At 71.9% G+C, this 23,739-nt stretch carries 27 protein-coding genes; 9 read left to right on the forward strand and 18 right to left on the reverse strand.

Features of this window, described 5'->3' with window-relative positions:
* Window positions 1-21 precede the first annotated feature (21 nt).
* Window positions 22-1,212: a DNA polymerase IV gene (gene dinB / locus ACQPY4_RS18990; RefSeq protein ID WP_433338143.1), complete on the forward strand. Its 1,191-nt coding sequence runs from the start codon at window positions 22-24 to the stop codon at window positions 1,210-1,212.
* Between the two features lies 1 nt (window position 1,213).
* On the opposite strand, the gene ACQPY4_RS18995 is transcribed toward dinB, so the two are convergent.
* Window positions 1,214-1,648, reverse strand: a complete 435-nt coding sequence (locus tag ACQPY4_RS18995; RefSeq protein ID WP_433338145.1) for a MarR family winged helix-turn-helix transcriptional regulator — start codon at window positions 1,646-1,648, stop codon at window positions 1,214-1,216.
* Window positions 1,649-1,742: 94 nt separating this feature from the next.
* On the opposite strand from ACQPY4_RS18995, the gene ACQPY4_RS19000 reads away from it, so the two are divergent.
* On the forward strand, window positions 1,743-2,807 hold the full coding sequence (locus ACQPY4_RS19000) for an amidohydrolase family protein (protein WP_433338147.1): 1,065 nt from the start codon (window positions 1,743-1,745) through the stop codon (window positions 2,805-2,807).
* On the opposite strand, the gene ACQPY4_RS19005 is transcribed toward ACQPY4_RS19000, so the two are convergent.
* Window positions 2,804-3,610: an MOSC domain-containing protein gene (locus tag ACQPY4_RS19005; RefSeq protein WP_433338149.1), complete on the reverse strand. Its 807-nt coding sequence runs from the start codon at window positions 3,608-3,610 to the stop codon at window positions 2,804-2,806. The two genes, ACQPY4_RS19000 and ACQPY4_RS19005, sit on opposite strands and share 4 nt — an antisense overlap.
* A gap of 113 nt (window positions 3,611-3,723) precedes the next feature.
* On the reverse strand, window positions 3,724-4,287 hold the full coding sequence (locus tag ACQPY4_RS19010; RefSeq protein WP_433338151.1) for a hypothetical protein: 564 nt from the start codon (window positions 4,285-4,287) through the stop codon (window positions 3,724-3,726).
* Window positions 4,288-4,455: 168 nt separating this feature from the next.
* Here ACQPY4_RS19010 and ACQPY4_RS19015 point away from each other — a divergent pair, with 168 nt between their 5' ends.
* From ACQPY4_RS19015 to ACQPY4_RS19030, 4 genes are all read left to right on the forward strand, one after another.
* Complete coding sequence (locus ACQPY4_RS19015; protein WP_433338153.1) at window positions 4,456-5,301, forward strand: helix-turn-helix domain-containing protein; 846 nt, start codon at window positions 4,456-4,458, stop codon at window positions 5,299-5,301.
* Window positions 5,302-5,319: 18 nt separating this feature from the next.
* On the forward strand, window positions 5,320-5,631 hold the full coding sequence (locus ACQPY4_RS19020; RefSeq protein ID WP_433338155.1) for a hypothetical protein: 312 nt from the start codon (window positions 5,320-5,322) through the stop codon (window positions 5,629-5,631).
* Between the two features lie 161 nt (window positions 5,632-5,792).
* Window positions 5,793-6,893 carry a carboxylate-amine ligase gene (locus tag ACQPY4_RS19025; protein ID WP_433338157.1) on the forward strand — a complete coding sequence of 367 codons (1,101 nt, stop codon included), beginning with the start codon at window positions 5,793-5,795 and terminating at the stop codon, window positions 6,891-6,893.
* 60 nt (window positions 6,894-6,953) lie between these two features.
* Window positions 6,954-7,610 (forward strand): nitroreductase family protein, encoded by a 657-nt coding sequence (locus ACQPY4_RS19030; RefSeq protein WP_433338159.1) that lies wholly within the window; start codon window positions 6,954-6,956, stop codon window positions 7,608-7,610.
* Here the strand turns inward: ACQPY4_RS19030 and ACQPY4_RS19035 are convergent.
* From ACQPY4_RS19035 to ACQPY4_RS19045, 3 genes are read right to left on the reverse strand one after another with little or no spacing between them, the layout of a single operon-like run.
* Window positions 7,604-9,145 carry an NAD(P)-binding domain-containing protein gene (locus ACQPY4_RS19035; RefSeq protein WP_433338161.1) on the reverse strand — a complete coding sequence of 514 codons (1,542 nt, stop codon included), beginning with the start codon at window positions 9,143-9,145 and terminating at the stop codon, window positions 7,604-7,606. The genes ACQPY4_RS19030 and ACQPY4_RS19035 overlap by 7 nt on opposite strands.
* Window positions 9,145-9,672 (reverse strand): GNAT family N-acetyltransferase, encoded by a 528-nt coding sequence (locus tag ACQPY4_RS19040; protein ID WP_433338163.1) that lies wholly within the window; start codon window positions 9,670-9,672, stop codon window positions 9,145-9,147. Before ACQPY4_RS19040 ends, ACQPY4_RS19035 begins: the two co-directional genes overlap by 1 nt.
* A complete protein-coding gene (locus ACQPY4_RS19045; RefSeq protein ID WP_433338165.1) occupies window positions 9,669-10,148 on the reverse strand; it encodes a MarR family winged helix-turn-helix transcriptional regulator in 480 nt (159 codons plus the stop codon). Before ACQPY4_RS19045 ends, ACQPY4_RS19040 begins: the two co-directional genes overlap by 4 nt.
* Before the next feature lie 84 nt (window positions 10,149-10,232).
* Between ACQPY4_RS19045 and ACQPY4_RS19050 the strand changes: the two genes are divergently transcribed.
* On the forward strand, window positions 10,233-11,750 hold the full coding sequence (locus tag ACQPY4_RS19050) for an MDR family MFS transporter (protein WP_433338167.1): 1,518 nt from the start codon (window positions 10,233-10,235) through the stop codon (window positions 11,748-11,750).
* Here ACQPY4_RS19050 and ACQPY4_RS19055 read toward each other — a convergent pair.
* On the reverse strand, window positions 11,698-12,477 hold the full coding sequence (locus tag ACQPY4_RS19055) for an ABC transporter permease (protein WP_433338169.1): 780 nt from the start codon (window positions 12,475-12,477) through the stop codon (window positions 11,698-11,700). The genes ACQPY4_RS19050 and ACQPY4_RS19055 overlap by 53 nt on opposite strands.
* Window positions 12,474-13,280, reverse strand: a complete 807-nt coding sequence (locus ACQPY4_RS19060; protein ID WP_433338173.1) for an ATP-binding cassette domain-containing protein — start codon at window positions 13,278-13,280, stop codon at window positions 12,474-12,476. Before ACQPY4_RS19060 ends, ACQPY4_RS19055 begins: the two co-directional genes overlap by 4 nt.
* 87 nt (window positions 13,281-13,367) lie before the next feature.
* On the opposite strand from ACQPY4_RS19060, the gene ACQPY4_RS19065 reads away from it, so the two are divergent.
* Complete coding sequence (locus ACQPY4_RS19065; protein ID WP_433338175.1) at window positions 13,368-15,080, forward strand: recombinase family protein; 1,713 nt, start codon at window positions 13,368-13,370, stop codon at window positions 15,078-15,080.
* Window positions 15,081-15,493: 413 nt separating this feature from the next.
* Here ACQPY4_RS19065 and ACQPY4_RS19070 read toward each other — a convergent pair whose 3' ends face one another.
* The 8 genes from ACQPY4_RS19070 to ACQPY4_RS19105 all read right to left on the reverse strand — a co-directional run bounded on the left by ACQPY4_RS19070 (window position 15,494) and on the right by ACQPY4_RS19105 (window position 21,395).
* Window positions 15,494-16,369, reverse strand: a complete 876-nt coding sequence (locus tag ACQPY4_RS19070; RefSeq protein ID WP_433338177.1) for a hypothetical protein — start codon at window positions 16,367-16,369, stop codon at window positions 15,494-15,496.
* Window positions 16,362-16,727 (reverse strand): DUF4282 domain-containing protein, encoded by a 366-nt coding sequence (locus tag ACQPY4_RS19075; protein WP_433338179.1) that lies wholly within the window; start codon window positions 16,725-16,727, stop codon window positions 16,362-16,364. The genes ACQPY4_RS19070 and ACQPY4_RS19075 overlap by 8 nt, the downstream gene beginning before the upstream one ends.
* The gene (locus ACQPY4_RS19080; RefSeq protein ID WP_433338181.1) at window positions 16,715-16,933 is read right to left on the reverse strand and encodes a hypothetical protein; all 219 of its coding nucleotides are present in this window, start codon (window positions 16,931-16,933) and stop codon (window positions 16,715-16,717) included. The genes ACQPY4_RS19075 and ACQPY4_RS19080 overlap by 13 nt, the downstream gene beginning before the upstream one ends.
* Window positions 16,930-18,351, reverse strand: coding sequence for a replication initiator (locus ACQPY4_RS19085; protein ID WP_433338954.1), 1,422 nt, complete (start codon window positions 18,349-18,351; stop codon window positions 16,930-16,932). The genes ACQPY4_RS19080 and ACQPY4_RS19085 overlap by 4 nt, the downstream gene beginning before the upstream one ends.
* Before the next feature lie 115 nt (window positions 18,352-18,466).
* Window positions 18,467-18,799 carry a hypothetical protein gene (locus ACQPY4_RS19090; RefSeq protein ID WP_433338183.1) on the reverse strand — a complete coding sequence of 111 codons (333 nt, stop codon included), beginning with the start codon at window positions 18,797-18,799 and terminating at the stop codon, window positions 18,467-18,469.
* 114 nt (window positions 18,800-18,913) lie between these two features.
* Entirely contained in the window at window positions 18,914-20,278 is a 1,365-nt protein-coding gene (locus ACQPY4_RS19095) for an FtsK/SpoIIIE domain-containing protein (protein ID WP_433338185.1), read from the reverse strand.
* Between the two features lie 53 nt (window positions 20,279-20,331).
* A complete protein-coding gene (locus tag ACQPY4_RS19100; RefSeq protein ID WP_433338187.1) occupies window positions 20,332-20,979 on the reverse strand; it encodes a hypothetical protein in 648 nt (215 codons plus the stop codon).
* A gap of 56 nt (window positions 20,980-21,035) precedes the next feature.
* Window positions 21,036-21,395 carry a hypothetical protein gene (locus ACQPY4_RS19105; protein ID WP_433338189.1) on the reverse strand — a complete coding sequence of 120 codons (360 nt, stop codon included), beginning with the start codon at window positions 21,393-21,395 and terminating at the stop codon, window positions 21,036-21,038.
* A gap of 158 nt (window positions 21,396-21,553) precedes the next feature.
* Here ACQPY4_RS19105 and ACQPY4_RS19110 point away from each other — a divergent pair, with 158 nt between their 5' ends.
* A complete protein-coding gene (locus ACQPY4_RS19110) occupies window positions 21,554-22,501 on the forward strand; it encodes a UTRA domain-containing protein (RefSeq protein WP_433338191.1) in 948 nt (315 codons plus the stop codon).
* Between the two features lie 276 nt (window positions 22,502-22,777).
* Here the strand turns inward: ACQPY4_RS19110 and ACQPY4_RS19115 are convergent, their stop codons facing one another.
* The gene (locus ACQPY4_RS19115; RefSeq protein WP_433338193.1) at window positions 22,778-23,206 is read right to left on the reverse strand and encodes a hypothetical protein; all 429 of its coding nucleotides are present in this window, start codon (window positions 23,204-23,206) and stop codon (window positions 22,778-22,780) included.
* 67 nt (window positions 23,207-23,273) lie between these two features.
* On the reverse strand, window positions 23,274-23,717 hold the full coding sequence (locus ACQPY4_RS19120; RefSeq protein ID WP_433338195.1) for a glycine-rich domain-containing protein: 444 nt from the start codon (window positions 23,715-23,717) through the stop codon (window positions 23,274-23,276).
* Window positions 23,718-23,739 lie beyond the last annotated feature (22 nt).

Below are 23,739 nucleotides of genomic sequence, written 5' to 3' on the forward strand. Positions count from 1 at the left end.
GGTCTGTGCGAACATATGTTCGTGTCAAGCGAGGGCGCGGTCATCCTGCATGCCGACCTGGACGCGTTCTACGCGTCGGTCGAGCAGCGCGACGACCCCCGGCTGCGCCGCCGTCCGGTGATCGTCGGCGCGGGCGTGGTGCTCGCCGCGAGCTACGAGGCCAAGGCATACGGGGTTCGCACGGCGATGAACGGGCGCCAGGCCCGGCGGCTGTGCCCGCACGCGGTCGTGGTCCAGCCGAGGATGAGCGCCTACAGCGAGGCGAGCAAGGGCGTGTTCGCGGTGTTCCGGGGGACGACGCCGCTGGTCGAGGGGCTCTCGATCGACGAGGCGTTCCTCGATGTGGGCGGTCTCGGGGCGATCGCGGGGCCGCCCGAGCTGATCGCCGCCCGGCTGCGCCGCACGGTCCTGGAGGAGATCGGGTTGCCGATCACCGTCGGGGTGGCGCGCACCAAGTTCCTGGCCAAGGTCGCCAGCGGTGTCGCCAAGCCCGACGGCCTGCTGGTGGTCGCGCCCGATCGGGAGCTGGAGTTCCTGCACCCGCTCCCGGTGGCGCGGCTGTGGGGCGTGGGCCCGGTCACCGCCGAGAAGCTCCGGCAACGCGGCATCACCACGGTCGGCGACGTGGCGGCCTTGCCCGAGTCGTCGCTGGTCGCGTTCCTGGGGGCGGCCTCGGGGCGCCACCTGTACGCGCTGGCGCACAACCGCGACCCGCGCGCCGTGCGCACGGGCGTCCGGAGCCGGTCGATGGGGGCGCAGCGGGCGCTGGGGCGACGCGACCGCGGCCCCGAGGAACTGGACGTCCTGCTGGCCGGGCTGGTCGACCGGCTGGCCCGCAGGCTGCGGAAGGCCCGGCGGATCTGCCGGACGGTCACGCTGCGGCTGCGGTTCGACGACTTCGAGCGCGCCACCCGGTCGCGTTCGCTGCCGCAGGCCACGGCCGAGACGCGCGCGCTGCTCGGCACCGCGCGGGGTCTGCTGGCGGCGGCCGGGCCGCTGATCGAGAGCCGGGGGCTCACGCTGATCGGCGTCAGCCTCGGCGGGCTGCACGACGACGGCGCCGTCCAGCTCGCGCTGCCGTTCGAGCGCGACGGCGAGGCGCTCGACGCGGCGCTGGACGGCGTGCGCGACCGGTTCGGCTCCGAGGCCGTGACCCGCGCCCTGCTGCTGGGCCGCGATCCCGGCCTGTCGGTGCCGAGGCTGCCCGACTGAGTCAGGGGGCGAGCCGCGCGAGCAGGGCGACCAGCTGGTCGCGCTCCGCGCCGCTCAGCCGCCCGTACAGGCCCGCGGTGACCTCCGCGGTGACCTCGGCGGCCGCGGCGGCGCGGGCCCGCCCCTCGGGGGTGAGATCGATCGCGTAGGCGCGCCGGTCGTGCTCCGCGCGGGCCCGGGCGGCCAGGCCCATGCGCTCCAGCTCGTCCATGATCCGGACCATCGCGGACTTGTCCAGGTCGAGCAGGTCGCTGATCCGGCGCTGGCTGGCCGGGCCGTGGCGATCGAGGGCCACCAGGACGGCGAAGTGGCGGGTCTCCAGGTTCAGGGGCCGCAGCGCCCGGCCGAGGGCGTCGCGTCCGGTCTGGTGCACCACGGCGATGAGGTGGCCGAGGGCCACGTCGTCGGTGCGCGGGTCGCCGAGTTCAGAGGGCACGTCCCGATTTTAGACCCACTCGCTATAGTCTCAAGTGAGACTATCTCGTATGCTCCTGTTGGGCGGCGCCGGACGAAACCCTAGGAGCAACCCGATGACCCCTGTTCACCCCTCGCGGCGGCGCGTGCTCGGCATGGGCGCGGCGGCCACCGCCGTCGCCGGGCTCGGCGCGGCGCGGCTCGTCCCACCGGCCGAGGCCGGGCCCCGGGCCGGGCGGATCGACGTCCACCACCACGTGCTCACCCCCAAGATGCGGGAGTGGTGCGTCCGGAACGGCCTCCTTCCCGCCCAGGGCGGCCCTCGCTGGGGGAACTGGAGCCTCACGGAGACGCTGGAGGTCATGGAGGCCAACGGCATCGCCGCCGGTGTGGCGTCACAGCCCGCGCCGTCGGCGGCGTTCCGCGACCGGCGGCTCGCGCTGTCGGGGCCGAGGCTGTTCAACGAGGAGAACGCCCGGCTGGTCAGTGACCACCCGGGCCGGTTCGGGTTCTTCGCCTACGTCCCGCTGCTCCATGTCGACATCGCGATCAGGGAGGCCGCGTACGCGCTGGACGAGCTCGGCGCCGACGGCGTGATCCTCATGACCAACGACGGGACCCGCTACCTGGGCGACCGGGCCTTCGAACCGCTGTTCGCCGAGCTCGACCGGCGCGCCGCGGTGATCTTCACCCACCCGGGCCCGCTGCCCGGCACGGAGTTCGAGGTCCCCGGGATGCAGGACTGGATCGCCGACTTCATGCTGGACACCACGCGGGCCGCCTTCAACCTGGTCGCCTCGGGGACGATGGAGCGGCACCGGCGGATCTCGGTCGTCCTGTCGCACGCCGGGGGCTTCCTGCCCTACATCGGCGGACGGATCGAGCACGCCGGGCGCACCGGCCGCGGGCCCGCGCCCGAGGTCTTCCGCAGGGCGCTGCGGCGCTTCCACTACGACACCGCCGCGCCGCCCTCGCCCTACGCGACGCCCACCCTGCTCAAGGCGGCGGGCCACAAGCGGCTCCTGTACGGGACGGACTGGGCGCAGAACACCGCGTCCGAGGTGCGGTTCACGACCCGGGGCATCGAGCGGGACCCCTCGCTGGACGACCGGGCGCGGGCCGCGATCCGCCGCGGCAACGCCCTGCGCCTGCTGCCCCGTCTCGCCGGGCGGCGAGCCTAGGAGGCGGGCTCGGCCCAGGCGGTGACGTCCAGGGCGTCGCCCACGGCGATCTTGCCGGTGCGGACCACGGAGAACTTGGTGCCGAGGATCACGCCCTTGGCCGCCCGGCGGTAGGTCGCCAGCGTCCGCAGCGGTTCCGGGCCCGCCTTCACACCCCGCTCGGTGTCGACGGTCGTGACCACGCAGCGGACCGCGAGCTTGGCGAAGGCCAGCTCGGTGTTGCCCACGACGACGCGGCGGACCAGGTCCTCGGCATGGGGCTCGTCCCAGCCGCCGATCACGATGTTGGGACGGAACCGGGCCAGGGGCAGCGGCCGCTCCAGGCGCCGGTTCAGCTCGTCCAGGCTCGCCAGCGACAGGGCGTGGACGGCGCCGCTGTCGGCGTACCCGGAGGTGCCGGGGGTCTCGCCGTCGGTCACCCGGTCGTGGTCGGGCGGCACCCGGACCAGCCTGCTGGGCTCGCCGAGCAGCGCCGAGAACCACGCGGCGGCCTCGTCACCCTGGTCGATGCCCTGGAAGGGGGCACCGAACAGGGTGACGTCACGCCTCGGGCCGTCCACGGCGAACTCGAATTCGAGCTCGCGGGCGCCGTGGGCGCGCAGCGTGAGGCGGTCGCCGTCCACCACCGGGGCGGCCAGCGCCAGCCGGGGATGCGTGCGCAGCGTGCGGAACACGCCGTCCTCGGACACGACCATGAACGCGCGGTCGTGCGCGAGGCCGGCCTCGGTCAGCCGCGCCTCGCCCAGGGCGACACCGGCGCACCCCTTGATCGGGTATGTGATCAGCTCGCGGACGACCGCCATCGTTCCTCCCCGTCTCGGCCCTTCGAGCCGCGACATTACGTCGCCGGATCATGGACGCACCAGCGAGAACGGCCCTTTCTGACGACGATTGGTCAGCTTTGGCGCCGCGGCTCTCAGGGCATGGGCGGCAGGTCGTGCTTCAGCGTGAAACCTCCACGCTGCGCCAGGCTGAACGGGGCGGGCGCGACGTAGGGCGTGCCCTTCAGGCACCGGGCGACCTCCTCGCGGGGGCCGATCGATCCCATCTGGTCGTTCTTGCGGCCGAAGTCGGCGATGGTGAAGCCGAGCCGCCGTCCCATCCAGTCCCGCTGGAGCTCCGGTGAGGTCTTGTAGACCACGGCGGTCACCGTCGCCACGCGGCCGCTGGCCCGGACGCAGTCGACCCTGGCCTCGGCCCAGACCGTGATGTTCAGCGAGTCCACCCGATGCGAGACCTTGAACGTGCCCCCGGCCGTGGCGGGCATGGGGTCCTGGCCGAGCTCGGTGTAGGTCGCGGTGGCGTCGAGCGTGAAACGGACGTCGTCCTTGGGATCGGGCGCGTAGTACATCCGCGCCGAGCCCTTGATCGTCACCTTCTTCGGATCGGAGCCGGACGCGGTCGCGGTGGCGGCCGACGCCCCGGCGGTCAACGCGGCCGCCGTGGCCGTGACCACGGCGAGCGTGCGAGGAGTGTTCACAGGTCCTCCTGTTAGGCGGTGTCCGCCTACGCTCCCGTCCGGCCCGTCCGCCGTGCTTCCCCCATGAGGCCGAACGCCTCACCCTGGAGGGGGAGCCCCGTGCTGGGAGTCCGTCATTCGGCACGTCGTGTGACGGTGAGTGAGGGAGGATGGCGGTCGGGAGGACCGATGCCCATCGACCATCGAGAGCCGAACATCAACGCGCGGCGCCTGGGGCTGTACCTGCGGCTGACCAGGGAGGCCCTGAGGCTGTCGTACGAGGACGCGGCCGCCGTGGCCGGGTGCGCGTCCGACTGGCTGGTCCGCGTGGAGACCGGGTTCGCCAGGCCCGCGCCGGTCGAGGTCGAGCGGATCATGGAGCGCTACCGGATCCGCGAGGCCCGGATGGCGGACGTCATGATCGATCTGGCCTCCCGGCTGGACGGCCCCGCCTGGCTCGCCGCGCACGCGGACGGGCTGAAGGCCTCGACGCGCGACGTGCTCATCATGGAGTCGGAGGCTTCGGTCGTCCACTCCTACGGCGTTCAGCTCGTCCCCGAGCTCGCACGGGCCGAGCGCTACAGCCGCCACCTCGCCCCGCATCTGCACCCGGGGTGCGACGTCGACCTGGAGTGGGACCTGCTCAGCAGCAGGCAGCGTCACCGGGTGGACGGGCGCCCCCGGACGCTCGATGTGATCATCGACGAGCGGGCGCTGACCCTGCCGCTGACCGAGCCCGAGGCGATGGTCGCCCAGCTGCACCACCTGCTCGACCTGGGCGAGAGCGCCGAGGCGACGATCCGGCTCGTCCCCGACGACGCCGCGCTGTACGAGGCGCGGGCCTACCCCTTCGACGTCCTGGAGTTCCCCGAGGTCAACGATCGGGTCCCGTTGATCCACACCATCGTGGGCACCGACTTCGGCCAGGCCGACCTGTCCGGTGTCTGGACGTTCATCGAGGAACGGTCCGCGCTCCCGCCCGACGACAGCAGGGCGCTGATCCTGCAGATCCTGACCGAGCTGACGGCGCGCTGATCGGGCATTCTCGGGGGCATGCGATTCATTGACGCGGGAGAGTTCACCGCCGACCGGCCCTGGGGCGCGCTGGACATCACCGAGATCGACGACGCCACGGTCCGGCTGCACTGGACCGACCGGCCCTATGTCTGGCACGTCAACGACGGGCCCGAGGTGTTCGCGGTGCTCGACGGCGCCGTCGACATGCACTACCGCGCCGAGGGCGAGGAGCGGGTGGAACGCCTGACGCCCGGGCGGATCTGCTATGCCGAGCCCGGCGACGAGCATGTCGCCCACCCGGCGCCCGAGGCCAGGATCCTGGTGATCGAACGGCGGGGGAGCGCCTGACCGCGGCCTTCTCGGAGAAGGACGAGCGCCCCCCGCGGGCGCGATGCCCGATCGGCCGCGCCGCTCGCCACGCTGGTCGAACGTGTGGTTACCGGGGGTCGCGCCTCGTAGCCTTGGAACGGGCCTCTCACGGCCCTCGGGGCGATGAGAGGTGGGCGCACGTGAGGTTCGGGGTCGAGGAGGAGTTCCTGGTCGTCGACGCGGAGACGCGGAGCGTGACCGCCAGGGCCGGCGACGTGGTCCGGGCGGCCGGGGGACGGCTGGGCGCCCGGGTGGCGGGGGAGATCACCGAGCACCAGGTGGAGGGCCGCACCGACCCGTGCGACTCGGCGGGCGAGCTGGCCGGGCAGCTGGCCGAGGGCCGCGCGGCGATCGCCGCGGCCGCCGCCGGGCTGGGGCTGCGGATCATCGCCAGCGGCACGCCGGTGCTGGGTGACGCGGTGCCCGCGCCCGTCACGCGGGGCGAGCGGCAGGACCGCGGCAACGCGACGTTCCGGGGCCTGCACGCCGAGCTGAGCCTGTGCGCGCTGCACGTGCACGTCGAGATCCCCGACCGCGACACGGCCGTGCTGGTCAGCAACCACCTGCGGCCCTACCTGCCGGTGCTCCTCGCGCTGGCCGCCAACTCGCCGTACTGGGACGGGCGCGACACCGGGTACGCCAGCTGGCGGTCGCTGTTCTGGGCCCGCTGGCCGGTCGCGGGCGCGCCCCCGTACTTCACCTCGGCGGCGCACTACGACGAGCTGGTGGCGATGCTGGTCGAGGCGGAGGCCCTGGTCGACGCCGGGACGATCTTCTGGGACGTCCGGCCGTCGGCGCACCTGCCGACGCTGGAGGTGCGCGGCGCCGACGTGCCGATGACGGCCGCGGAGTCGGCGGCGATGGCGGCGCTGGTGCGCGGGCTGGTGGCGAGCCTGCTGCCGCTGGTCGAGAGCGGCGACCCCGGGCCGGTCGTCGAGCCGGAGATGATGCGGGTCGCCTACTGGAAGGCGGCCAGGGACGGCATGGCGGGCGCGGGCGTCGACGTCCTGACCGGCGCCACGCTCCCGGCGCGCGACCTGGCGGCGCGGCTGCTGGACGCGGCGCTCCCCGGTCTCGAGGAGCACGGCGATCTGGCGCGGGTGACCGGCTGGCTGACCACGCTGGCCGAGGACGGCGACGGGGCGGCCCGGCAGCGGGCGGCCGAGGCCAAGAACGGCCTGCTGACCGATGTTGTCGACCATCTCGTGGAACAGACCGCTCAGAATGGCACATTTAACTAAGGCGGTGACGATCTCCACGAGGCATCCTGAAGGGGCGACGACACTTCAGGAGGCCGCCCCGTGTCCGAGTCCGAGCAGCACGTTCCCTTGACCCCCCGCCAGGTCCCCTTCACCGAGGCGGCGGGCGCCGTGCGCGCCTTCACCGACGTCATGCTGACGCGGCGCTCGGTCAGGGACTTCTCGCCCGAGCCGATCCCCGACGAGGTGATCGAGACCGCGATCCAGGCCGCCGCGACCGCGCCCAGCGGCGCCAACGTCCAGCCGTGGCGGTTCGTGGTGATCACCGACCCGGAGCGCAAGCGGCGCCTGCGCCTGGCCGCCGAGGCCGAGGAGCGCGAGTTCTACGGGCGCCGCGCGTCCGAGGAGTGGCTGCACGCGCTGGAGCCCTTCGGCACCACCTGGCGCAAGCCCTTCCTGGAGACCGCACCCGCCGTGATCGTGGTGTTCGAGGTGCACCAGGGCCCGCACAGCCCCAAGCCCTACTACGTCAAGGAGTCGGTGGGCATCGCCGTGGGCCTGCTCATCGCGGCGCTGCACCACGCGGGCCTGGCCACGCTGCCGCACACGCCGAGCCCGATGCGCTTCCTGAACGAGGTGTGCGACCGTCCCCGCGAGGAGCGCGCCTACGTGGTCATGCCGGTCGGGTACCCGGCGCCGGACGCGCATGTCCCCGCCATCACCCGCAAGCCGCTGGACGATGTGATCATCCGTCACTGACAGCCCAGCTCGCGTGCCAGGAACTCCTCCAGGGGCCGGACGTGGCGGTCCGGGCGCCGCCACTCGGCCAGCAGGTCCTCCAGCAGGTGCTGCTCGGCGACGAGCCGGTCGCCCCGGTACCGGCGGACGACCGGGTGGATGAACGCGCTCTCGTCCGCGCGGTCGGGCCGGGGGTGGCGCTCGATCGCGAAGGCGTCGGCGTGCTCGTCGCGGCCCCAGCGCAGGTTGAAGGTGAAGAAGGCGGGCCCGTCGCGGAAGCGTTCGACGGCGTAGTCCTCGGGCAGGTCGGTGTAGTGCCGCAGGCCCCCGGCGGCCGGGTCGGGCACCAGGACGTCGCAGAGGTACTCGAACTGCGTCCAGAGGGCCGAGCTGTGGTTCACCCGGTCCAGGACGAGCCGCGCCAGCCCGCGCGGGTCGGACGGGGCCGCGGCGCACGGCAGCGGGACGCCGTCGTAGCGCTCGCGGAGCAGCGCGGCCAGCGTCCGCAGGTTGTAGCGGAACCCGTCGATGAACGCCGACGACGCCCGCATGAAGTCGCGGGCCTGGGCGATCGTCCCGGCGAAGTAGAGGTCGTCGACGTCGGCCGAGCGCCAGTCGGGGCGCAGCGACGGCATCCGCCCCTCGCGCTCGGTGCCGGGCACGCAGCCCGGGCCGAAGATCCGGGTGTCCATCCGGAAGCCGGTGCAGCGGATCACCGTCTCGTACTCCAGCGTGGCCCGCTCGCCGTCGGCGTGGCTGTAGGTGAGATCGACCTCGAACAGGCCGTCCTTGGGGCGGATCTCGTCGATCGTGCAGTCGAGCACCGAGTGCAGGGTCTTGAACTGGTAGGCGTCCAGCAGCGCCCCGAACTGGCCGCGGACGTCGCCGGGGTGCTTGGTGTTCCACGCCAGCCGCAGCGGCCGCCGGCTGGCCAGGTGCACCATCGCGGCGTGGCCGATCATCGCGTGCGCGGTCTCGAAGGCCGAGTTGCCCTTGCCGATGACCAGCACCCGCTTGCCCGCGTACGCGGCCGGGTCGAGGGCCATGTCCTCGTAGCCCACGGCGTGCTCGATGCCGCGGATGTCCGGGACGAACGGGCCGCCCCAGCCGGTGGCGACGACGACGCAGCGGGCGTTCATTTCGCCCCGTGAGGTGCGGACGAGCAGGCCCTCGTCCGCCCGCTCGATCCGCTCGACCGCGGTGCCGTAGCGCACGTCCAGGTCGTGGTGGCGCTGGAAGTCCTCCAGGTAGCGCACCAGGTCGTCGGCGTGGGGGAGGTAGGCGTCGCTGTAGGCGGGGAACAGCAGTCCGGGCGCGTCGTTCAGCAGGGAGTTCCAGTCCCAGCGCAACCGGATCTCGGGGTCGGTGGCGGTGCAGTGCACCTTGTTGAGCGAGATGAGCCGGCGATGGCGGGGGTACCGGCGCAGGAAGTTCGCCGGACCGGACCCGCGCTCCAGCGTCACCGCGTCGGCGCCCGCCCGCCGCAGGAAGTAGGACAGCTGGAGCCCGGCGGGCCCGGCTCCGACGATGAGATACCGATGGCCCCGGCGGCCCATCAGGCCAGGGGAAGGGCGCGCTCGAAGATCAGCTCGGGACCGTCCTCGTCGTCGATCTGCGCGCCGACCTCCGCGAAGCCGAGGGAGGCCACCATGGTCAGCGACGGGGTGTTGTCCGGGGCGACGCACGCCCGGAGGATCTTGGCCTCGCCGGTCGCGTGGGCCCACCCGGCCAGGGCGAGGGCGGCCTCGCGCGCGTACCCCCGCCTGCGGTTCTCCGGGAGGATCTCGTAGCCGATCTCCACGCAGGCCCGCCCGTCCGGCGGGGAGTGGAAACCGGCGACGCCGATCGCCCGGCGCTCGTCCCGGTCGACCACGGCGCGGGTGAGCCAGGGCTCGTGCGCGGGGTCGGCCTCCAGTTGGAGGAGCCGGATCGCGGCGGGGACGATCGAGGGCCAGTCGGCCGGTACCTCGGTGTCCAGCAGCGCGCCGGCCGCGTCGGCGTCGTCGGCCAGGACGGCCCGGAGCGTGTCCGGGCCGAGCGTCACCAGGTCGAGCCGGTCGGAATTGATCACTGAATGGGTCATCGGCGCTCGTCGTCCTCGTCTCGGTGTTCCACGAATCGGCCCAGCAGGCGGGCGAACTCGCGGCGCTCGTGCTCGGTCCAGTCGCTCATGGCCTGCTCGAAGCGGCGCAGCCGGGTGCGCCGCGCGGACTCCACCACCTTCCGGCCGGCTTCGGTGAGTTCGAGCTGGATGCGCCGGCCGTCCTCCTGCGAGGCCACCCGCCGGACATAGCCCTCCTTGACGGCCTCGGCCACGATCCGGCTGCCGCGCGAGGGGTCGATGCCCAGCCGGGACGCGACCAGGCCCACGCTCATCTCCTGCCCCGGTTGGTCGGGACCCTCGTCGATGGCGTCGGTGACATGCAGGATCCGCAGGTCGACCGGGAGGTTGTGCTCGCGGATCGCGGCCCTGCCCAGGCCCTGGCGCGACATCGACCGCCGCAGCCTGACCATACCGCGCTCGACGGCCTCCACAGGAGCCGGTTCGTCCGTGCTCATGGCCCCCCACCCTACAGCCGCGTGTTGCTTACCTCATATAACTGCGTTTAGCATCTACATGCTTTTAGCAATCAAATGGGAGCGATGATGATCCACAAGCACCGGCTGCTGGTGTTCGGCGGCCTGATGGTCGCGGGGCTGATGTCGTCGCTGGACGCCACCGTCCTCGGGACCGCGTTGCCCGCGCTCGTGGGCGACCTCGGCGGGCTCGACCGGATCGCGTGGGTGTCGACCGCCTACGTGCTGGCCACCAGCGTCACCGTCCCGCTGGCCGGTCGGCTCGGCGACCTGTTCGGCCGCAAGCCCCTGTTCGTGGCCGGTCTCGGGGCCTTCCTGGCCGGGTCCGCCGCGTGCGGCGCCGCACCGTCCATGGACTGGCTGATCGCCTTCCGGGCCGTGCAGGGCGCGGGCGCCGGCTGCCTGATGGCCTCGATGTTCGCGCTCACGGGCGACCTGTTCGAACCCCGCGAGCGCGCCCGCTACCAGAGCTACTCAGCGGTGATCTTCGCGGTGTCGGCCCTCGCGGGCCCGCCCGTCGGAGGCTTCCTGGCCGAGCACCTCTCCTGGCGATGGGTGTTCTACGTCAACCTTCCGCTCGGGCTGGTCGCGCTGGGCCTCACGGTGCCGTTCCTGCGCCTGCCCAGGCCGTCCGGGCGCCGTCCGGTCGACTACCCCGGGATCGTGCTGCTCGGCGCCGCGATCACCTGCTTCACGCTGCTGACCAGCTGGGCCGGGACGCGCCACGCCTGGACCTCGCCGTGGATCGCCGGGCTCGCGGCCGGGACGGCCGCGTTCCTGGCCGCCTGGGTGCTGGCCGAGCGCCGCGCGGCCGAGCCCGTCCTGCCCCCGCGCCTGTTCCGCGACCGCTCGTTCGCCGTGGCGTGCGCGGTCGCGATGGCGGGCGGCGCCACCGGCTTCGGCCTGGCCACGTATCTGCCGATGTACTTCCAGGTGGTCGGGGGAGTGGGCGCGGCGAACTCGGGTCTGCTCCTGCTGCCGATGACGGCCGGTCTCCTGGTCGCGTCGCTGGGCGCCGGGCGGTACGTCGCCCGGACCGGCCGCTACCACCGGCTGCCCGCCGCGAGCATGGCGATCACGGCCGTGGGGATCGGGGCGCTGGCGTCCCTGGACACCGGCTCCGGCCTCGTCCCGGCGGGCGCGTACATGGCCGTCCTGGGCTTCGGGGCGGGGCTGTCGCAGCAGGTGATCCTGCTGGTCGCGCAGAACGCGGCGCCCCGGCGCGACCTGGGCGCCGCGTCCTCGGGCGTGTTCGCCGCCCGGATGGTCGGCACCGCCGCGGGCATGGCGGTGTTCGGCGGCGTCATGGCGAGCCGGTTCGAGCACGAGGCCGGCGGGCGGGTGCCCCCCGGCACCGCGCCCGCCTTCGACGACGTCGTCCGTCCCGAGATCCTGCGCGGGCTCCCCGGGCCCGTGCGGGACGGCGTCGCCGCCGCCTTCGCCGAGGCGTTCTCGACGCTCTTCCTCACCGCGCTCCCGATCGCGCTGGCCGGGCTCGCGGCGTCGCTGCTGCTGCGGCACGTCCCGCTGGCTACTTCACCTCCCGGCGGTTCAGGCGGATCACCCCGGCCACCAGCGGAATGACCATCCACACCAGCAGCGAGGTCCCCACCCGGGCCCATTCGCCCGAGGTGATGCCGGGCTCGCTCAGCTTGGCCAGCGTGCGGTTGGTGTCCAGCCATCCCGCGACCGAGTTCAGCTTCTCGACCATCTCGCCCAGCGTCGTCCAGAGCGTCGGCAGGAGGAAGTACAGCACGATCGCGATCGGGGTGTTCATGCAGAGCATCGCGAACGCCACGCCCATCAGCACCGTGGTGAGCGAGAGCAGCAGCCCCGTGCCGACCACCGAGAGCGGCAGCGACCAGCTCCCGTCCGAGCGGCCGACCACCTCGCCCAGCGCCTTGGCCAGCACCGAGACCACCAGCCCGACCGCGATGAACGCCGTGCCGAGGGCGGCGCCGCCGAGCACCTTGGCCATCACCACCCGGTTCCGGTCGGGCACCAGGGTGAAGGTGGTCAGCGCGGTGCGCTGCGACCATTCGGAGGTCACCGACATGATGCCGAGGACCGGGAGCAGGAAGAACACCCCGGCCTGCGAGGCGGTGAAGAACTCGCGCAGCGTCTGCTCGCGTTCGGGCACGGCGAACAGCACGACCGGCATCATCGCCACGGCGGCCAGCGCGATCAGGATCAGCAGCCACCGGCCGGACCTGGTGTCGACCATCTTGCGCAGCTCGACGGCGGTGAGCCGGACCAGGGAGGGCCGGGCGGGGTCGAGCAGGGCCCCGGCGGGCGCGGTCACGGTGGTCATCGGACGGCCTCCCGGGCCTGGACGGGAACCGGCCGCGGCGCGAGCACCTCGGCGGCCCCGGACGTGAGGGTCAGGAACAGCTCCTCCAGGCCGCCCCCGCTGGCCTGGCGAAGCTCCAGCAGGACGGCGCCGGTCGCGGCGGCGGCCCGCCCGACGGCCTCGGCGGTCGCGTCGACGGCGAAGGCGCCGTCGGCGCCCCGCCGCGCGGTCAGCCCGGCGGCGGCGAGCGCGGCGCCCAGGGCGTCGGGGTCCAGGCCGCGCGCGACCGTCCCGCCGGGGGAGGTCAGCAGCTCCTCCTTGGTGCCCTGGGCGGCGACCCGCCCGCCCGCGATGACCACGAAGCGGTCGGCGACCGCCTCCACCTCGCGCAGCAGGTGCGAGGAGAGCAGCACCGTGCCGCCCCGGTCGGCGAAGTCGCGCAGCAGGCCCCGCATCCAGAAGATGCCCTCGGGGTCCAGGCCGTTGGCGGGCTCGTCCAGGATCAGCACGCTGGGGTCGCCGACCAGCGCCTGGGCGATGCCCAGCCGCTGGCGCATGCCCAGCGAGTACCCGCCGACCCGGCGGCGGCCCGCCTTGCCGGTCAGGCCGACCAGCCCGAGCATCTCCTCGGCGCGGGCCCGGTCGACGCCGACCAGGTGCGCGGTGAGCGCGAGCGTCTCGCGTCCCGTCCGGCCGCCGTGCTGGGCCCCGGCGTCCAGCAGCACCCCGACATGGCGGCCGGGGTTGGCGATGCGGCCGTAGGGCGCGCCCTTCACCGTCGCCGATCCGGAGCTCGGCGGGGTCAGCCCGCAGATCATCCGCATCGTGGTGCTCTTGCCCGCCCCGTTAATCCGACCCTTCTTTTGGGGATAATTGCAGGTAGAGCAGGACAAACGAGGGAGGCGGCGGGGATGGGCGGAGCGGGAACGATCACCAGTGCGCAGGTTCGCGAGGCGATGGCCAGCGCCGGGGAGATGGAGATCAACGGAGTACCAGGACGGTGGAACGCGAAGGGTGATGAGTGGCAGGCGACCGCCGGTTCAGGGGCGGATGTGGACACGGTTGCGCTGGTCCGTATCAGCGACGCCGAGGAGGACGAGGTGGGAGGTGTGGCGCGGCAAGTCGCCAACACTTGCGACTACGGCGCACTGACGAGCGCGCGTATTGGGCTGATCTTGGTCGAGAACGACACCAGCGCGTTCAAGCGCCGGAAGATCACCCTTCCCAACGGGGAACGGCAGTTGAGGACCATCCGCCCGCAGTTCCGCAAGGGATTGCGGATTCTGGAGCGACGGAGCTTTACCCGGTTCCTGGCCGTCCATCTTGACCGGGTTGTGCGGGACCCCCGCGACCTGGAGGACCTGATCGATGTGGTGGAGCAGTCCCGGCCCCGCATCGTGTGTGATTCGGTCACGGGGAGTCTGCGCCTTGCTTGTGATGCGGATATCACCATGGCGCGGGTCATGTGCGCCATCGCCAACCAGTCGAGCCGGGACACCTCCCGACGAGTCAGCAACGCCCGTCGGGAGCAGGCAGAGGAGGGCAGGCTAGGCGGAGGGCCGCGCCGGTTCGGGTTCGAGCTGGACGGGAGCGTGCGGGAGCCGGAGGCCAAGTGCATTCGCCGCGCGTTCGACATTGCCCTCAGGGTCGGGAACGCCATCCCCGGCGTGGAGGAGGCAGGCGTGAAGGTCGCCGCAGTGACGCGGGACATCAACGCCGAGGGCTACCGCAGGGCCAACGGGGAGCCGTGGACTTCGGGGAGTATGCGTGACATGTTGTTGCGCCCCTGCAACGCCGGATTGCTGGTGCACCGCTCAGGAGAGCGGGGGCGTTACGTCTACACGCCGGACGATGTGGTGGGGCGCTTGCCGGGGGAGCCCATCATCGCGCCCGATCGGTATTGGGCGCTGGTGGCCAAGCTGACCGACCCATCACGGCGTACCAACCATGTGGGGACCGCGCCCAAGTGGTTCGGCACGGGGATCTATGGGTGTCCGTGCGGAGACAAGATGCGCGTGCAGCGGGTCAAGCGCAAGCGCACCAACCGCCGTACCAAGGCCGTGACGTTCGTCGAGGTCGACACCTACCGGTGCCGATCGGAGGAGGCCAGTCCGGGGCATGTCCGGTGTCCCATGGTGGAGCTGGACGACCTTGTCAAAGCCACTCTCTTCGAGCTGATCAAGACCTCCGATCCCGCCGAGATCATCGGGACCAAGACCGCAGTGGAGGACGTTGCGGCTCTGCGCGCCGAGGTGGTCAGGCACCGAACCCGCCTGATTGAGATCGCGTCCGATCACGAAGAGGACCGCATCACGCGTGCGCAGATGCTTGAGCAGACCGCCAGGCGCCGCGCCAAGCTGGACAAGGCCCTAGAGCGGTTGGAGGCAGTCGCCCAGGAGGAGGACCCCGCCGCCACCCTGGTAGGCGCCGAGGACATCGCCGCCGCATGGGAGACACTCTCATTGGAGGAGCAGAAGGAGATCACCCGCCGTCTCCTGGTGGTGGAGATTCTCCCGGTCGGTCGGGGCAGGCGCCCGCAGATCCACGAACGCGTGTCGATCACCAGGCGAGAGCGCCCCACCCCGACCCCCACCGACCAGCAGAGCCAGCAGCAAGCCGCCTAGCTGCACAACGACGATCGTCCCGCCCCGGGCACATGGCCAGAGGCGGGACGATCGTTGTTGGCGTTAGTCCTGTCGATGGAACATCCAGGCCAGGTACTCCCGCTCGTCCTGGCTCAGCGGTTCCATCTCCGCTACGGTGCGCCGCACCCATTCGCGCGCCGCTTCGCTCAGGCCACCAGGCCCCGCCGTTGTTGCGTCCGTGTTCTCACCTTCGCTCGCCGTCTCCCCGTCCCGCGCCATCACCTCACCCGATCATGATCACCTTTAGGTCGTTGCCGCATCCGTCCCACAAACCCCCACCCAGCCGCCCCTTATTCGGCGCCGCAAGCGGCACGCGTCCCTTCTGAGCGACCCTGCCCGGAGCACCTGGAGCGCCATGGCGCAGGCTCAGGCCCTCCGGGCAGGAGCCGACCTCACGCTCTGGTCCCGCACTGCGTGTATCCGCTGGTCCAGCGGCACGGCCCCGCGCCGATCCGCGTCAGCAGGCGGTCAAGGCTGGCCGCCGCGAAGGCCGTTGCCGCCCGGGGGGTGCCCGAGTCCTTGCGGAAGGTGTGGATCAACTGAACCACCAGCAAGTTTCCGCGTTGGCTGTAGTCGATCAGGCGGTCAGTGGAGTTCAGAGGCCACCGGCTGCGGGTGTAGCGGATCTCCTCCCGTACCCGGACGCTCATGCTCTGCGCATCGCTCGCTTCCCCGAGGACACGCCAGGTATTGGTGTGGGCCGCCACACCGCGTCTGCGACCGGTCAGCGGGATGATCTCCCGAAACCGCTTGAACCTCGGGCACTGACGAGCCAGATCCCGGAGCCGAATCGCGGCCCGCCGCGCATGCCCAGCCGAAGGGTAGGCCACCCCCTGGATCACGTACCCGTCACGCGCCCCCGCTCCCCGGTGATAGCGCGACCCCGCCACCTCGATCACAGAGCCGGGAATCCGAGCCCCCTGTCTGTGACACGACGCCGCCCCCGGCGTTTCCAGGAACCCCAGCAGGAACCGGGACGCCTTGATCACCTTGTACCCCTTCGGCCGCGATGCCTTGAGAGCGCGCGACAGTTCGGCATGGGTGACATGCCGGACCGGCGCCCGCGTGGGGCCCGCCGCCGTGGGCGCGTCCAAGCTGCTGGTGATCCCGCCCGAGTGCGCACCCGGACGCGCCTCCCGGTTCCCTGCCGATGGCCACACCGCCGGGAGCAGCGCCGCTCCCAGCGCTGCCACGCCCGCCAGCACCACCACCGCCCGCAGCGCCAGCCGCATACGCCGCCTGGTCTCGCTCGCCCTGGTCTCATTCATCCCGGTTCCCTTCCTGTTGTGGGCCGGACGGCCCGCCGTTGTGTGCCCGGTAGCCGACCGCACGGCCGCGCGTGAAGGCCATCAGCACCCACTCACACGCGACGCGGGTCAGCAGCAGCCCGGCGACCCCGGCCGCGATCACCACCGGCGCGAAGACGAGCCACCCGGCGCCCAGCCAGGCAGCCACCCCCAGCACCAGCAGCAGCCCCGCCAGCGAGCCCAGCGCCACCAACCCCAGCCCCGCCACGTACACCCAGCCGATCAACCGAGGCGTGATCATCCGCGCGAACCGCACGTCCGCCAGCCCGCGAACAACGCTCCTGCTCCGGTCCGGGCCGCCGCCGGTCACAGTCCCCACCAGCCGCAGCTAGAGGCCACCGCCACGACCGGTGTCACCACGAACAGCACGAACACCGTCGCCGCTCGTGAGGCGCGCGGGTACTGGTGCCGCAGCGGCACCCGGAACCGCACCCGAACCCGTCGCCGCCTTTGGGTCAGGAACGGCAACCTGATCAAGAACCACAACAGCCACAGCGACAGCGCCATGGAGATCAGGCTGGTCATGGCGCCTCACCCGCCCGCGCCACCATCGCCAGGTCGAACGCCGCCCGCGCCGCCGCATGATCCAGCGCCAGACCCGCCGCCAAATTCGCATCACCCGGACGAGCCCAACCCGTCCCCAGGTACCGCCATTCGCGCACGATCACCGTGCCGTCATCGGCCACGTCACCCGCCCGCGCCCACACATCGCCGCCCGGACGCGAGCGAGCGCGCCAGGACCGCCGCACCCCGCGCAAGACCCCGAGAGTCACCGAGTACCGGCGGCTCTTGGTCGCGAAGTGGCCCCGAAACCCCAGCGTGTGAGGATGCAGGTCCAGGGCGAACCCCGCGCAGTCCGGCAGCCGCGACAGCCGGAAACACATCGCGACCAGCAGCATCACGTGGGGGTTGGCCACCCGCCGCCGGATGCGGTCAGCCTCGCTGCGCCCGAACCGCCGCGCGGGCAGGCCCGCCAGGACGTCACCGGCGGTCTTGGTCGCGTACTTGGCCAGGTACGCCGCCGCCCGCTCCGGATCGATGATCGGTGCCACGTCGAGCTGCGCGCCCCACCGCGCTTTGCGCGTCCGGCCGCCGACCTCAGGCAGCCGCACCGCCACCCGCGCCGCCGCGTCCCGGATCGCCGCCTCCAAGGCGGACACATCCGCCCAGGCCGGAGGGGCCGTCACCCGCTCCGGAGCGTCCGCGTCAACACCGTCAAGCCTGAGAACGGCGTGCAGGTGCACCGCCGCCCGCTTCTGGAACTCCGCCACCTTGACGTAGGACACCCGGACGTGGCCGCGCACCGCCCGCACCGTCACCCGCGTCCCGGTCCGCTCCGTGGCCACCCGCGCCAGCGCCCGGTAAAGGTAGATCACCGTGCGGCGCCACACCTCCGGCACCGCCGCGTGCCACAGCACATGCCCCGCGTAGTCGTAGCAGTCCCAGCACAGCGGCGTACCGACCCGAGCGTCACCGCCGCCATGACGCGCATCGCAGGTCAGCGACACCTTGTGCGGACACATCGGCCGACCCGACCGGGCCCGGCACGCCGCATCACCCGCCCGATGCACCGCCCCGAACGAGGGGGCCGTGAACGTGGCCAGCACCACCGGATGCCCCGCCACGCTCGCCGGTACCGCGTCCACCCCGCCCGGAACCGCCGCCGTCCGCCCCCGCAGCCCAGCCGCGATCACATGCCAGGTGTCGCGCCGGTAGGTCTCCGCGCACGCCGGGCACACCGCCGAACGGCGGTCCTTGCACGCCAGCAGCAGCGCCCCATCGGGCCGCCCCGCCGTGGAGTACTCCGCCAGCACCTCACCGGTACCGGTGTCCACCGCCGCAGCGCCCCCACGGACCCGCACCGGCCGCACACAATGCCCCGTGTGCTCAACCTGCCGTTGCCACTCCCGCCACGCGGAGTCATCAGCCACCCGGGCCGCCATCCCCGCCAGCACCGGCCCCACCGCCGCCAACCCAGCCGCCCGCACCCGTGCGGGGACCGTAGACGGCACAACGGCTCCGCCGCCCCTACGGGGTGACCTGCGGTCATTCCGCCGGCTACTCATGACCATCAGCGCCATCGGCCCCCGACACCGGGCCCTCACCCGCGCCGGTTCCCGCACCCGGGCCCTTGCCGTGCCGACCACGCACCGTGTCCCCGTAGGCGTAACGCCACAGACACCACATCAGCGCGTAATAGTCCGGCCCGTCGCCCTCGATCACCGGGAAGCCGTGCGCCGTCAGCACATCGGCCACGTCCGTCACCAAGGCCCGCGTGAACCGGTCCTCACCGGACGGATTGCGGCGCTGCACCGGGAACGCCCTCCCCGGCGCCGCGTCCGTGCACGGACACACCCGCTCCACCGCTTGTTGATTCGGCACCATCGCCACCGCACGTACTCCTTTCGAGCAGGGAAGGGCCCCGCGCGGCGGGCACGCTCCCGCCGACCCCGCCGCGCGAGGCCCAAGGTCAGAGAAGAGAGAAGAGGGAAGAGAGGGGGCCGGTCAGACCCAGCCGTCACCGGCCGCCAGCCGCCGCAGCGCCACACCACGCGCCACGATCGAACGAATGTCGTGATCGTCTAGATAGAACGACTTCACCCGGCGGGGGACGGTGCCCTCCGCGTGCAGCCAGCCCACGCCCCGCGTACGCCGGTCTATGTCGGCCGCCGAGTACCCCAGCGACGCCATCCCCGCGCCGAGAATCGTGTCGCTCGCGTCACCGGTGTTACACCGCATCGCCCACCGCAGAGCCATCAGGTCGCGCCAACCGCTGGGCACCACATCCGCCGCCGGTTTCTGCGTCGCCGCCGCTTGCACTATCCGAGCGGCCCGGCCCCGTGCCGTCAGGTCCGCCCCCAGGGCGTTGAAGTGCCGCGCCGCCGCCCGGTCGGTATGCGCGGTGTAGAACCTCAATTCGTCGATCGGGACCAGGATCACCGGTGCGTCTTCAGCCAGCAGCACCCGCCGCCCCGCCTCCTCCAACATCAGGTAGCGGCGATCCATCTCTTTGATCAGGTCTTCCATCTGCGCAATCGCCGCATCGATCGAGTTGTACGCGACCCGGGTCATCACCGGCCGCCACAGCGCGAGTTCGACGCGCTTGCCGTCAAACCCCCAGATCTGCGAATGAGGGTCCAAAGCAGCCGCCGCCAGCAGCAGCGACAAAGCGACGCTCTTGCCCGCCTCCGGCTCCCCGCCCAACAGCATGTTCTTACCGGGCAGCCGCACCGACACCACCGAGCCCATGTCGTCCACCCCCAGCGGCACCGGATCATTCAGGCTGCGCTGACCATCACCCGACGCCCACGGCCACGGAATCGGCTTCGACACCTCAGGGTCATCGGGATCGGCGAACGGATCACCACGCACGATGTCCACGTGCGCCAGGTCCGCCGCATCCAGATCACGAGCCACCCGAACCTCACGCACCCGCAGCACCGCCGCCACCCGCTCCCGCTCCTCCGCCAGATCCCACACCGTCGCGCCACGCGGCACCCGCACCAGCAGCCGCACACCCGCCGGAACCACCCGCTCCCGTTTGATCCGAGGAATCCGGTCATTGAGCGTCGCCAAGTCCGCGAAACGCATCGCCCTGTCCCACTTGCGCCGCAGCCGAGCACGCCGCCACCGCACCGCCACCCAGCCGCGCGACCACGGCACCCCCGACACCACCAGCACCAGCCCGCCCGGCGCCGCCACCGCACCCACCGGCCCCGACGCCAGCCAGCCCGCCGCAGCCAGCCCCGCCAGCACCACCAACCCGGCCGCCTCACGCCGCCACAACCAGCTAGGCCGCACCACCCACAACAGCAGCGCCGCCTTGAGCGTCAGCCGCGCCCGGACCGGCAGTTCCGGGCGCTGGATCATCGGCGGGAGGCCCACCGTCCCCGGCGCGTGCGTCGCCGAATAGGACCGCCGCCTCACCGTGGCCGCCCCGGCCCGCTGTACCCGTTCCCGCCCCCGCTGTAGCCGCCCCCATGCCGAATCCCCGGCCACCCGTCAGCCGCCCTAGGCGCCCCCGCCACCCGCCGGTCCCACGGCCCTTGATCCACCGGCTCCCGCCGCGTGGCCTCCACATCCTGCCGCCCGGCCGCCTCCCGGGCCCTGGAGTCGGGACGGGTGTCCTCCACGTCCAGGACACGCACATCACCCCTAGGCCGGTGCGCCCACTCCAGCCATGCCGCCTCCCGCCGCTCCGCCAGCGTCTCCCACACCCGCGCCGGAACCAGCCCCGCGAACAGATCCAAGATCGCGACACCGTTCAGCGTGCGGTCCGGGCCCAGCGGCACCCACACCGCGCCGTGCCCGACAGACACCGACATCCACGCCGGAGAACCCACGGCCTCCAACCGCGCCAAGCGGCCCCGCCCCTCAGACCCCAAAGCCGCGCCGCACACCAGCGCCGCCAGCAGCGCCCGGCGCCGCCGACGCTCAGAGATCCCGAACTGCATCGTCCACGTCGGCCCCTTCGGCTCGGAGATCGCGTAGATCACCCGAGCCGGACCCGTCGTGCCCAGCACCACCACATACGGGCACACCCCGTGATCGGTGGCATCCACCGCGCCCACCGACACCATCGTTTCCGCCGGAAACTCAAGCCCCGACCCGAACCACCGCCGGGCCATCACTTACCCGGCCCCTTCTGCTGTGCCGACTTGGCACCATCCAGGGCAGGCGCCCCGACAGCCGAGGCGACCGGCAGCCCGTCAGCGGTCCACCACATGATCGTGTCGCCCTTGCGGTCCATCACGTTCAGCACCAGGTTCACCGGGTGAACGAACACGCCCTGACCCAAGCCCGGATCACCCACCACCCCAACCTTGATCGGGGCGGCCCGCTCACCGTCCATCACCAGTAGCTGCACCTGCATCAGAGGACGGCCGTCCTCGCTCGTCCGCAAGTTCCCCGAGTCGAAGTCCTTGCGCTGCTTCGGCTGCTCCGCCACCAGGAACCGCAGCCCGATCATGTCCACGCGGAGTTCCATCCGCCCACCTCCACACTTGGTATGTGCCGACTTGGCATCTCGTGTGGAGTATGTGCCAACCTGGCTCATCTGGTAAACAGATGTATGCCGACTTGGCACGCTAGGGTGTGGGGTGAGCGGGTAAATCCGCAGCTACGGGCAGTGAGCAAGCTTGGGAGGTGGCCACATTGGGCCAGAAGCGCCGGTCCGGGGACGCGTCCACTGGCGGAACACCCGCCCTGTACCGCACCATCCGCGAGCACCTCATCAGAGACATCCGCGCGGGCACCTACCCGCCCGGATCACTACTGCCATCGCGCAGGCAAATTGAGGAGCATTGGGGCGTCTCCGCCGCCACCAGCAAACGCGTCCTGGGAGACCTGGCCGAACAGGGATGGGCCGTCAACAACGGCACACGCGGCTACACCGCCACCAACGGCCCCACGGTCGTTGACGACATCGCCGACATCGCCGACACCCGCCGCGACAGCGACCTACCCCAGACCGACCAGCCCGCCACCGACATGGCCGCCGTCTACAGCACCGGCCCCCACGGTCCGGTCATGACCAACCCCGCCGCCCCGACGCCCCCCATGCCCGCCAGCCCGGCCCCGGCCCCGGCAGCGCCCCCGCGCCCCGTGCACACCGTCCCCCTAGGGGGTGGCATCCCTCCCGCGTTCACCGCCGTCCAGCAGGTTTGGACCAGCGTTGAGCCCCTGCCGCCTCAGATCGCCCAGGCCCTACGCCGCACCAGCGGCGAACCCGTTGCCGTGCGGCGACGAGTGATAACCGACGCCGCCGGACGCGTCCCCGTCGAGCTGCGCGCCAGCTTCACCCCGGGCGTGAGCCAAGACAATCCCTTGGCCCGGCCCGAGGTCATCACCGAGGCATGGACCGCCGCCCTGGCCACCCATCTCCACCAAGCCCCCGCCACCGCCAGCAGCGAGATCCACGCCCGCCACGCCGACAGCTACGAGGGCCCCAGCCTCCAACTACCGCCCGGAGCCATCGTGATCGTCCGCGCCACCACACTCCACGCCATCACCGGCGCCCCCCTTGACCACACCATCAGCGTGTGGCCTGCCGACTCCACCCGCATCCAGGCTGACAACCACCCCACCACCTGACCCCGCCCGGTCGCGATGCGCCGGGGCAGCGGCTTCTACCATTGCGACACTGGACCTGGAAATGGCGCGAGGGGTGGCGCCGGCTGACTCCCTCGCGGTCGCCCCTCCGGGGTGGCTCCGCCATCGGACAGGCCCCACCCCACCACTGCGCGCAGGGAAGCCGCGGCCCCTTCACCCACCGGCCAGTTCCTCCCGCCCACACGCGAAACCCCGGAGGGCTGTAGGCACCTCCGGGAGCTTCCTCATGTGCGCGAGACGCGCCCGAGTGTGCGACGCCTAGACCTGGTGACACCGCTCCGACGTCCCGATGACCGCGAGTGCGGATATCGAGGGCCCCTTGGTCCAGATTCCCCAGACGAGATCGTTTCCGGAGCGCAGATCGTAAAGAGAGTGACGGTATCGCCACTCCCAGTCGATCTCTTGTGGGTAGAGCTCCCTCTCAACCAGTGGGGTTGCTTGCTCGCGAAGCCACTCCTGCGCCTCATCAGGGGTACCGGCCACTTGTTTAAGCAGCTTCGCGGGCTTTTGCAACCAGGCCCGGACGGCCGTTGGCGGAAGCGCGCTCGATGGGTCTTTCCGGGCTGCGTCGTCCGCCCACTCCGCGCCCGTGCCCGTCCACAGGTAGCAATGCCAATGGAGCCGGGACGTCTGCCAATGGGTCGGCTCTTGGTCGACAACGGCCGCGTAGTCGAACGTCTGGGTCATGGCTCAAGTCTCCCACGGGAGCGGGCCCCCATCCCGGAGGATGAGGGCCCGCGTCCGTCAGTCGGTGCTAGGCGCCGTTGCAGTCGTTGTGACACGTGTTGGTGCACCCCGTGCCCCGGGGACTCCACATCTCCTCATCGACCGGCAGGCCAGCGTCACGCATGATCGCGGCCGTCCGCTGAATCGCTTCGCCGCCGTCCTCCTGGCCGTCGGCGGGTTCGTGATGGATGAACCGGCCCACGACGCGGTCACAGAACGCCGCGTACGCCTTGGTGTGGAGGATGAACATGTGCCATCCCCAGTCGACGTCGAACGGTGGGGCCAGATGCAGCGAGGGGTGTTGAGCGCACGCCCACAGGAACGCGAGCGCCTGAACCATGATCTTCTCGGCTTGGTCCTGCGAGACGCCATGCTCTACCGAGACACGGCGGGCGAGTTGGGCGAACAGGTCGGGCGAGATCAACTCGCGCGGGTCGACGGCCGGAGCCGTCCTCTCCTCGGTCACAGTCACGTGATCCTCCTAGGGATTGGGG

Origin of the sequence: Spirillospora sp. CA-294931, from assembly GCF_050946795.1 — a bacterium.
Classification (GTDB): Bacteria; Actinomycetota; Actinomycetes; order Streptosporangiales; family Streptosporangiaceae; genus Spirillospora.

Bases quoted from the DNA above. Each gene is read 5' to 3' on its own strand.
- ACQPY4_RS19000 (WP_433338147.1), top strand. From the start codon at position 1,743: ATGACCCCTGTTCACCCCTCGCGGCGGCGCGTGCTCGGCATGGGCGCG.
- ACQPY4_RS19005 (WP_433338149.1), bottom strand. From the start codon at position 3,610: ATGGCGGTCGTCCGCGAGCTGATCACATACCCGATCAAGGGGTGCGCC.
- ACQPY4_RS19015 (WP_433338153.1), top strand. From the start codon at position 4,456: ATGCCCATCGACCATCGAGAGCCGAACATCAACGCGCGGCGCCTGGGG.
- ACQPY4_RS19020 (WP_433338155.1), top strand. From the start codon at position 5,320: ATGCGATTCATTGACGCGGGAGAGTTCACCGCCGACCGGCCCTGGGGC.
- ACQPY4_RS19035 (WP_433338161.1), bottom strand. From the start codon at position 9,145: ATGGGCCGCCGGGGCCATCGGTATCTCATCGTCGGAGCCGGGCCCGCC.
- ACQPY4_RS19040 (WP_433338163.1), bottom strand. From the start codon at position 9,672: ATGACCCATTCAGTGATCAATTCCGACCGGCTCGACCTGGTGACGCTC.
- ACQPY4_RS19045 (WP_433338165.1), bottom strand. From the start codon at position 10,148: ATGAGCACGGACGAACCGGCTCCTGTGGAGGCCGTCGAGCGCGGTATG.
- ACQPY4_RS19050 (WP_433338167.1), top strand. From the start codon at position 10,233: ATGATGATCCACAAGCACCGGCTGCTGGTGTTCGGCGGCCTGATGGTC.
- ACQPY4_RS19055 (WP_433338169.1), bottom strand. From the start codon at position 12,477: ATGACCACCGTGACCGCGCCCGCCGGGGCCCTGCTCGACCCCGCCCGG.
- ACQPY4_RS19060 (WP_433338173.1), bottom strand. From the start codon at position 13,280: ATGCGGATGATCTGCGGGCTGACCCCGCCGAGCTCCGGATCGGCGACG.
- ACQPY4_RS19065 (WP_433338175.1), top strand. From the start codon at position 13,368: ATGGGCGGAGCGGGAACGATCACCAGTGCGCAGGTTCGCGAGGCGATG.
- ACQPY4_RS19070 (WP_433338177.1), bottom strand. From the start codon at position 16,369: ATGAATGAGACCAGGGCGAGCGAGACCAGGCGGCGTATGCGGCTGGCG.
- ACQPY4_RS19080 (WP_433338181.1), bottom strand. From the start codon at position 16,933: ATGACCAGCCTGATCTCCATGGCGCTGTCGCTGTGGCTGTTGTGGTTC.
- ACQPY4_RS19085 (WP_433338954.1), bottom strand. From the start codon at position 18,351: ATGGCGGCCCGGGTGGCTGATGACTCCGCGTGGCGGGAGTGGCAACGG.
- ACQPY4_RS19095 (WP_433338185.1), bottom strand. From the start codon at position 20,278: ATGATCCAGCGCCCGGAACTGCCGGTCCGGGCGCGGCTGACGCTCAAG.
- ACQPY4_RS19105 (WP_433338189.1), bottom strand. From the start codon at position 21,395: ATGGAACTCCGCGTGGACATGATCGGGCTGCGGTTCCTGGTGGCGGAG.
- ACQPY4_RS19115 (WP_433338193.1), bottom strand. From the start codon at position 23,206: ATGACCCAGACGTTCGACTACGCGGCCGTTGTCGACCAAGAGCCGACC.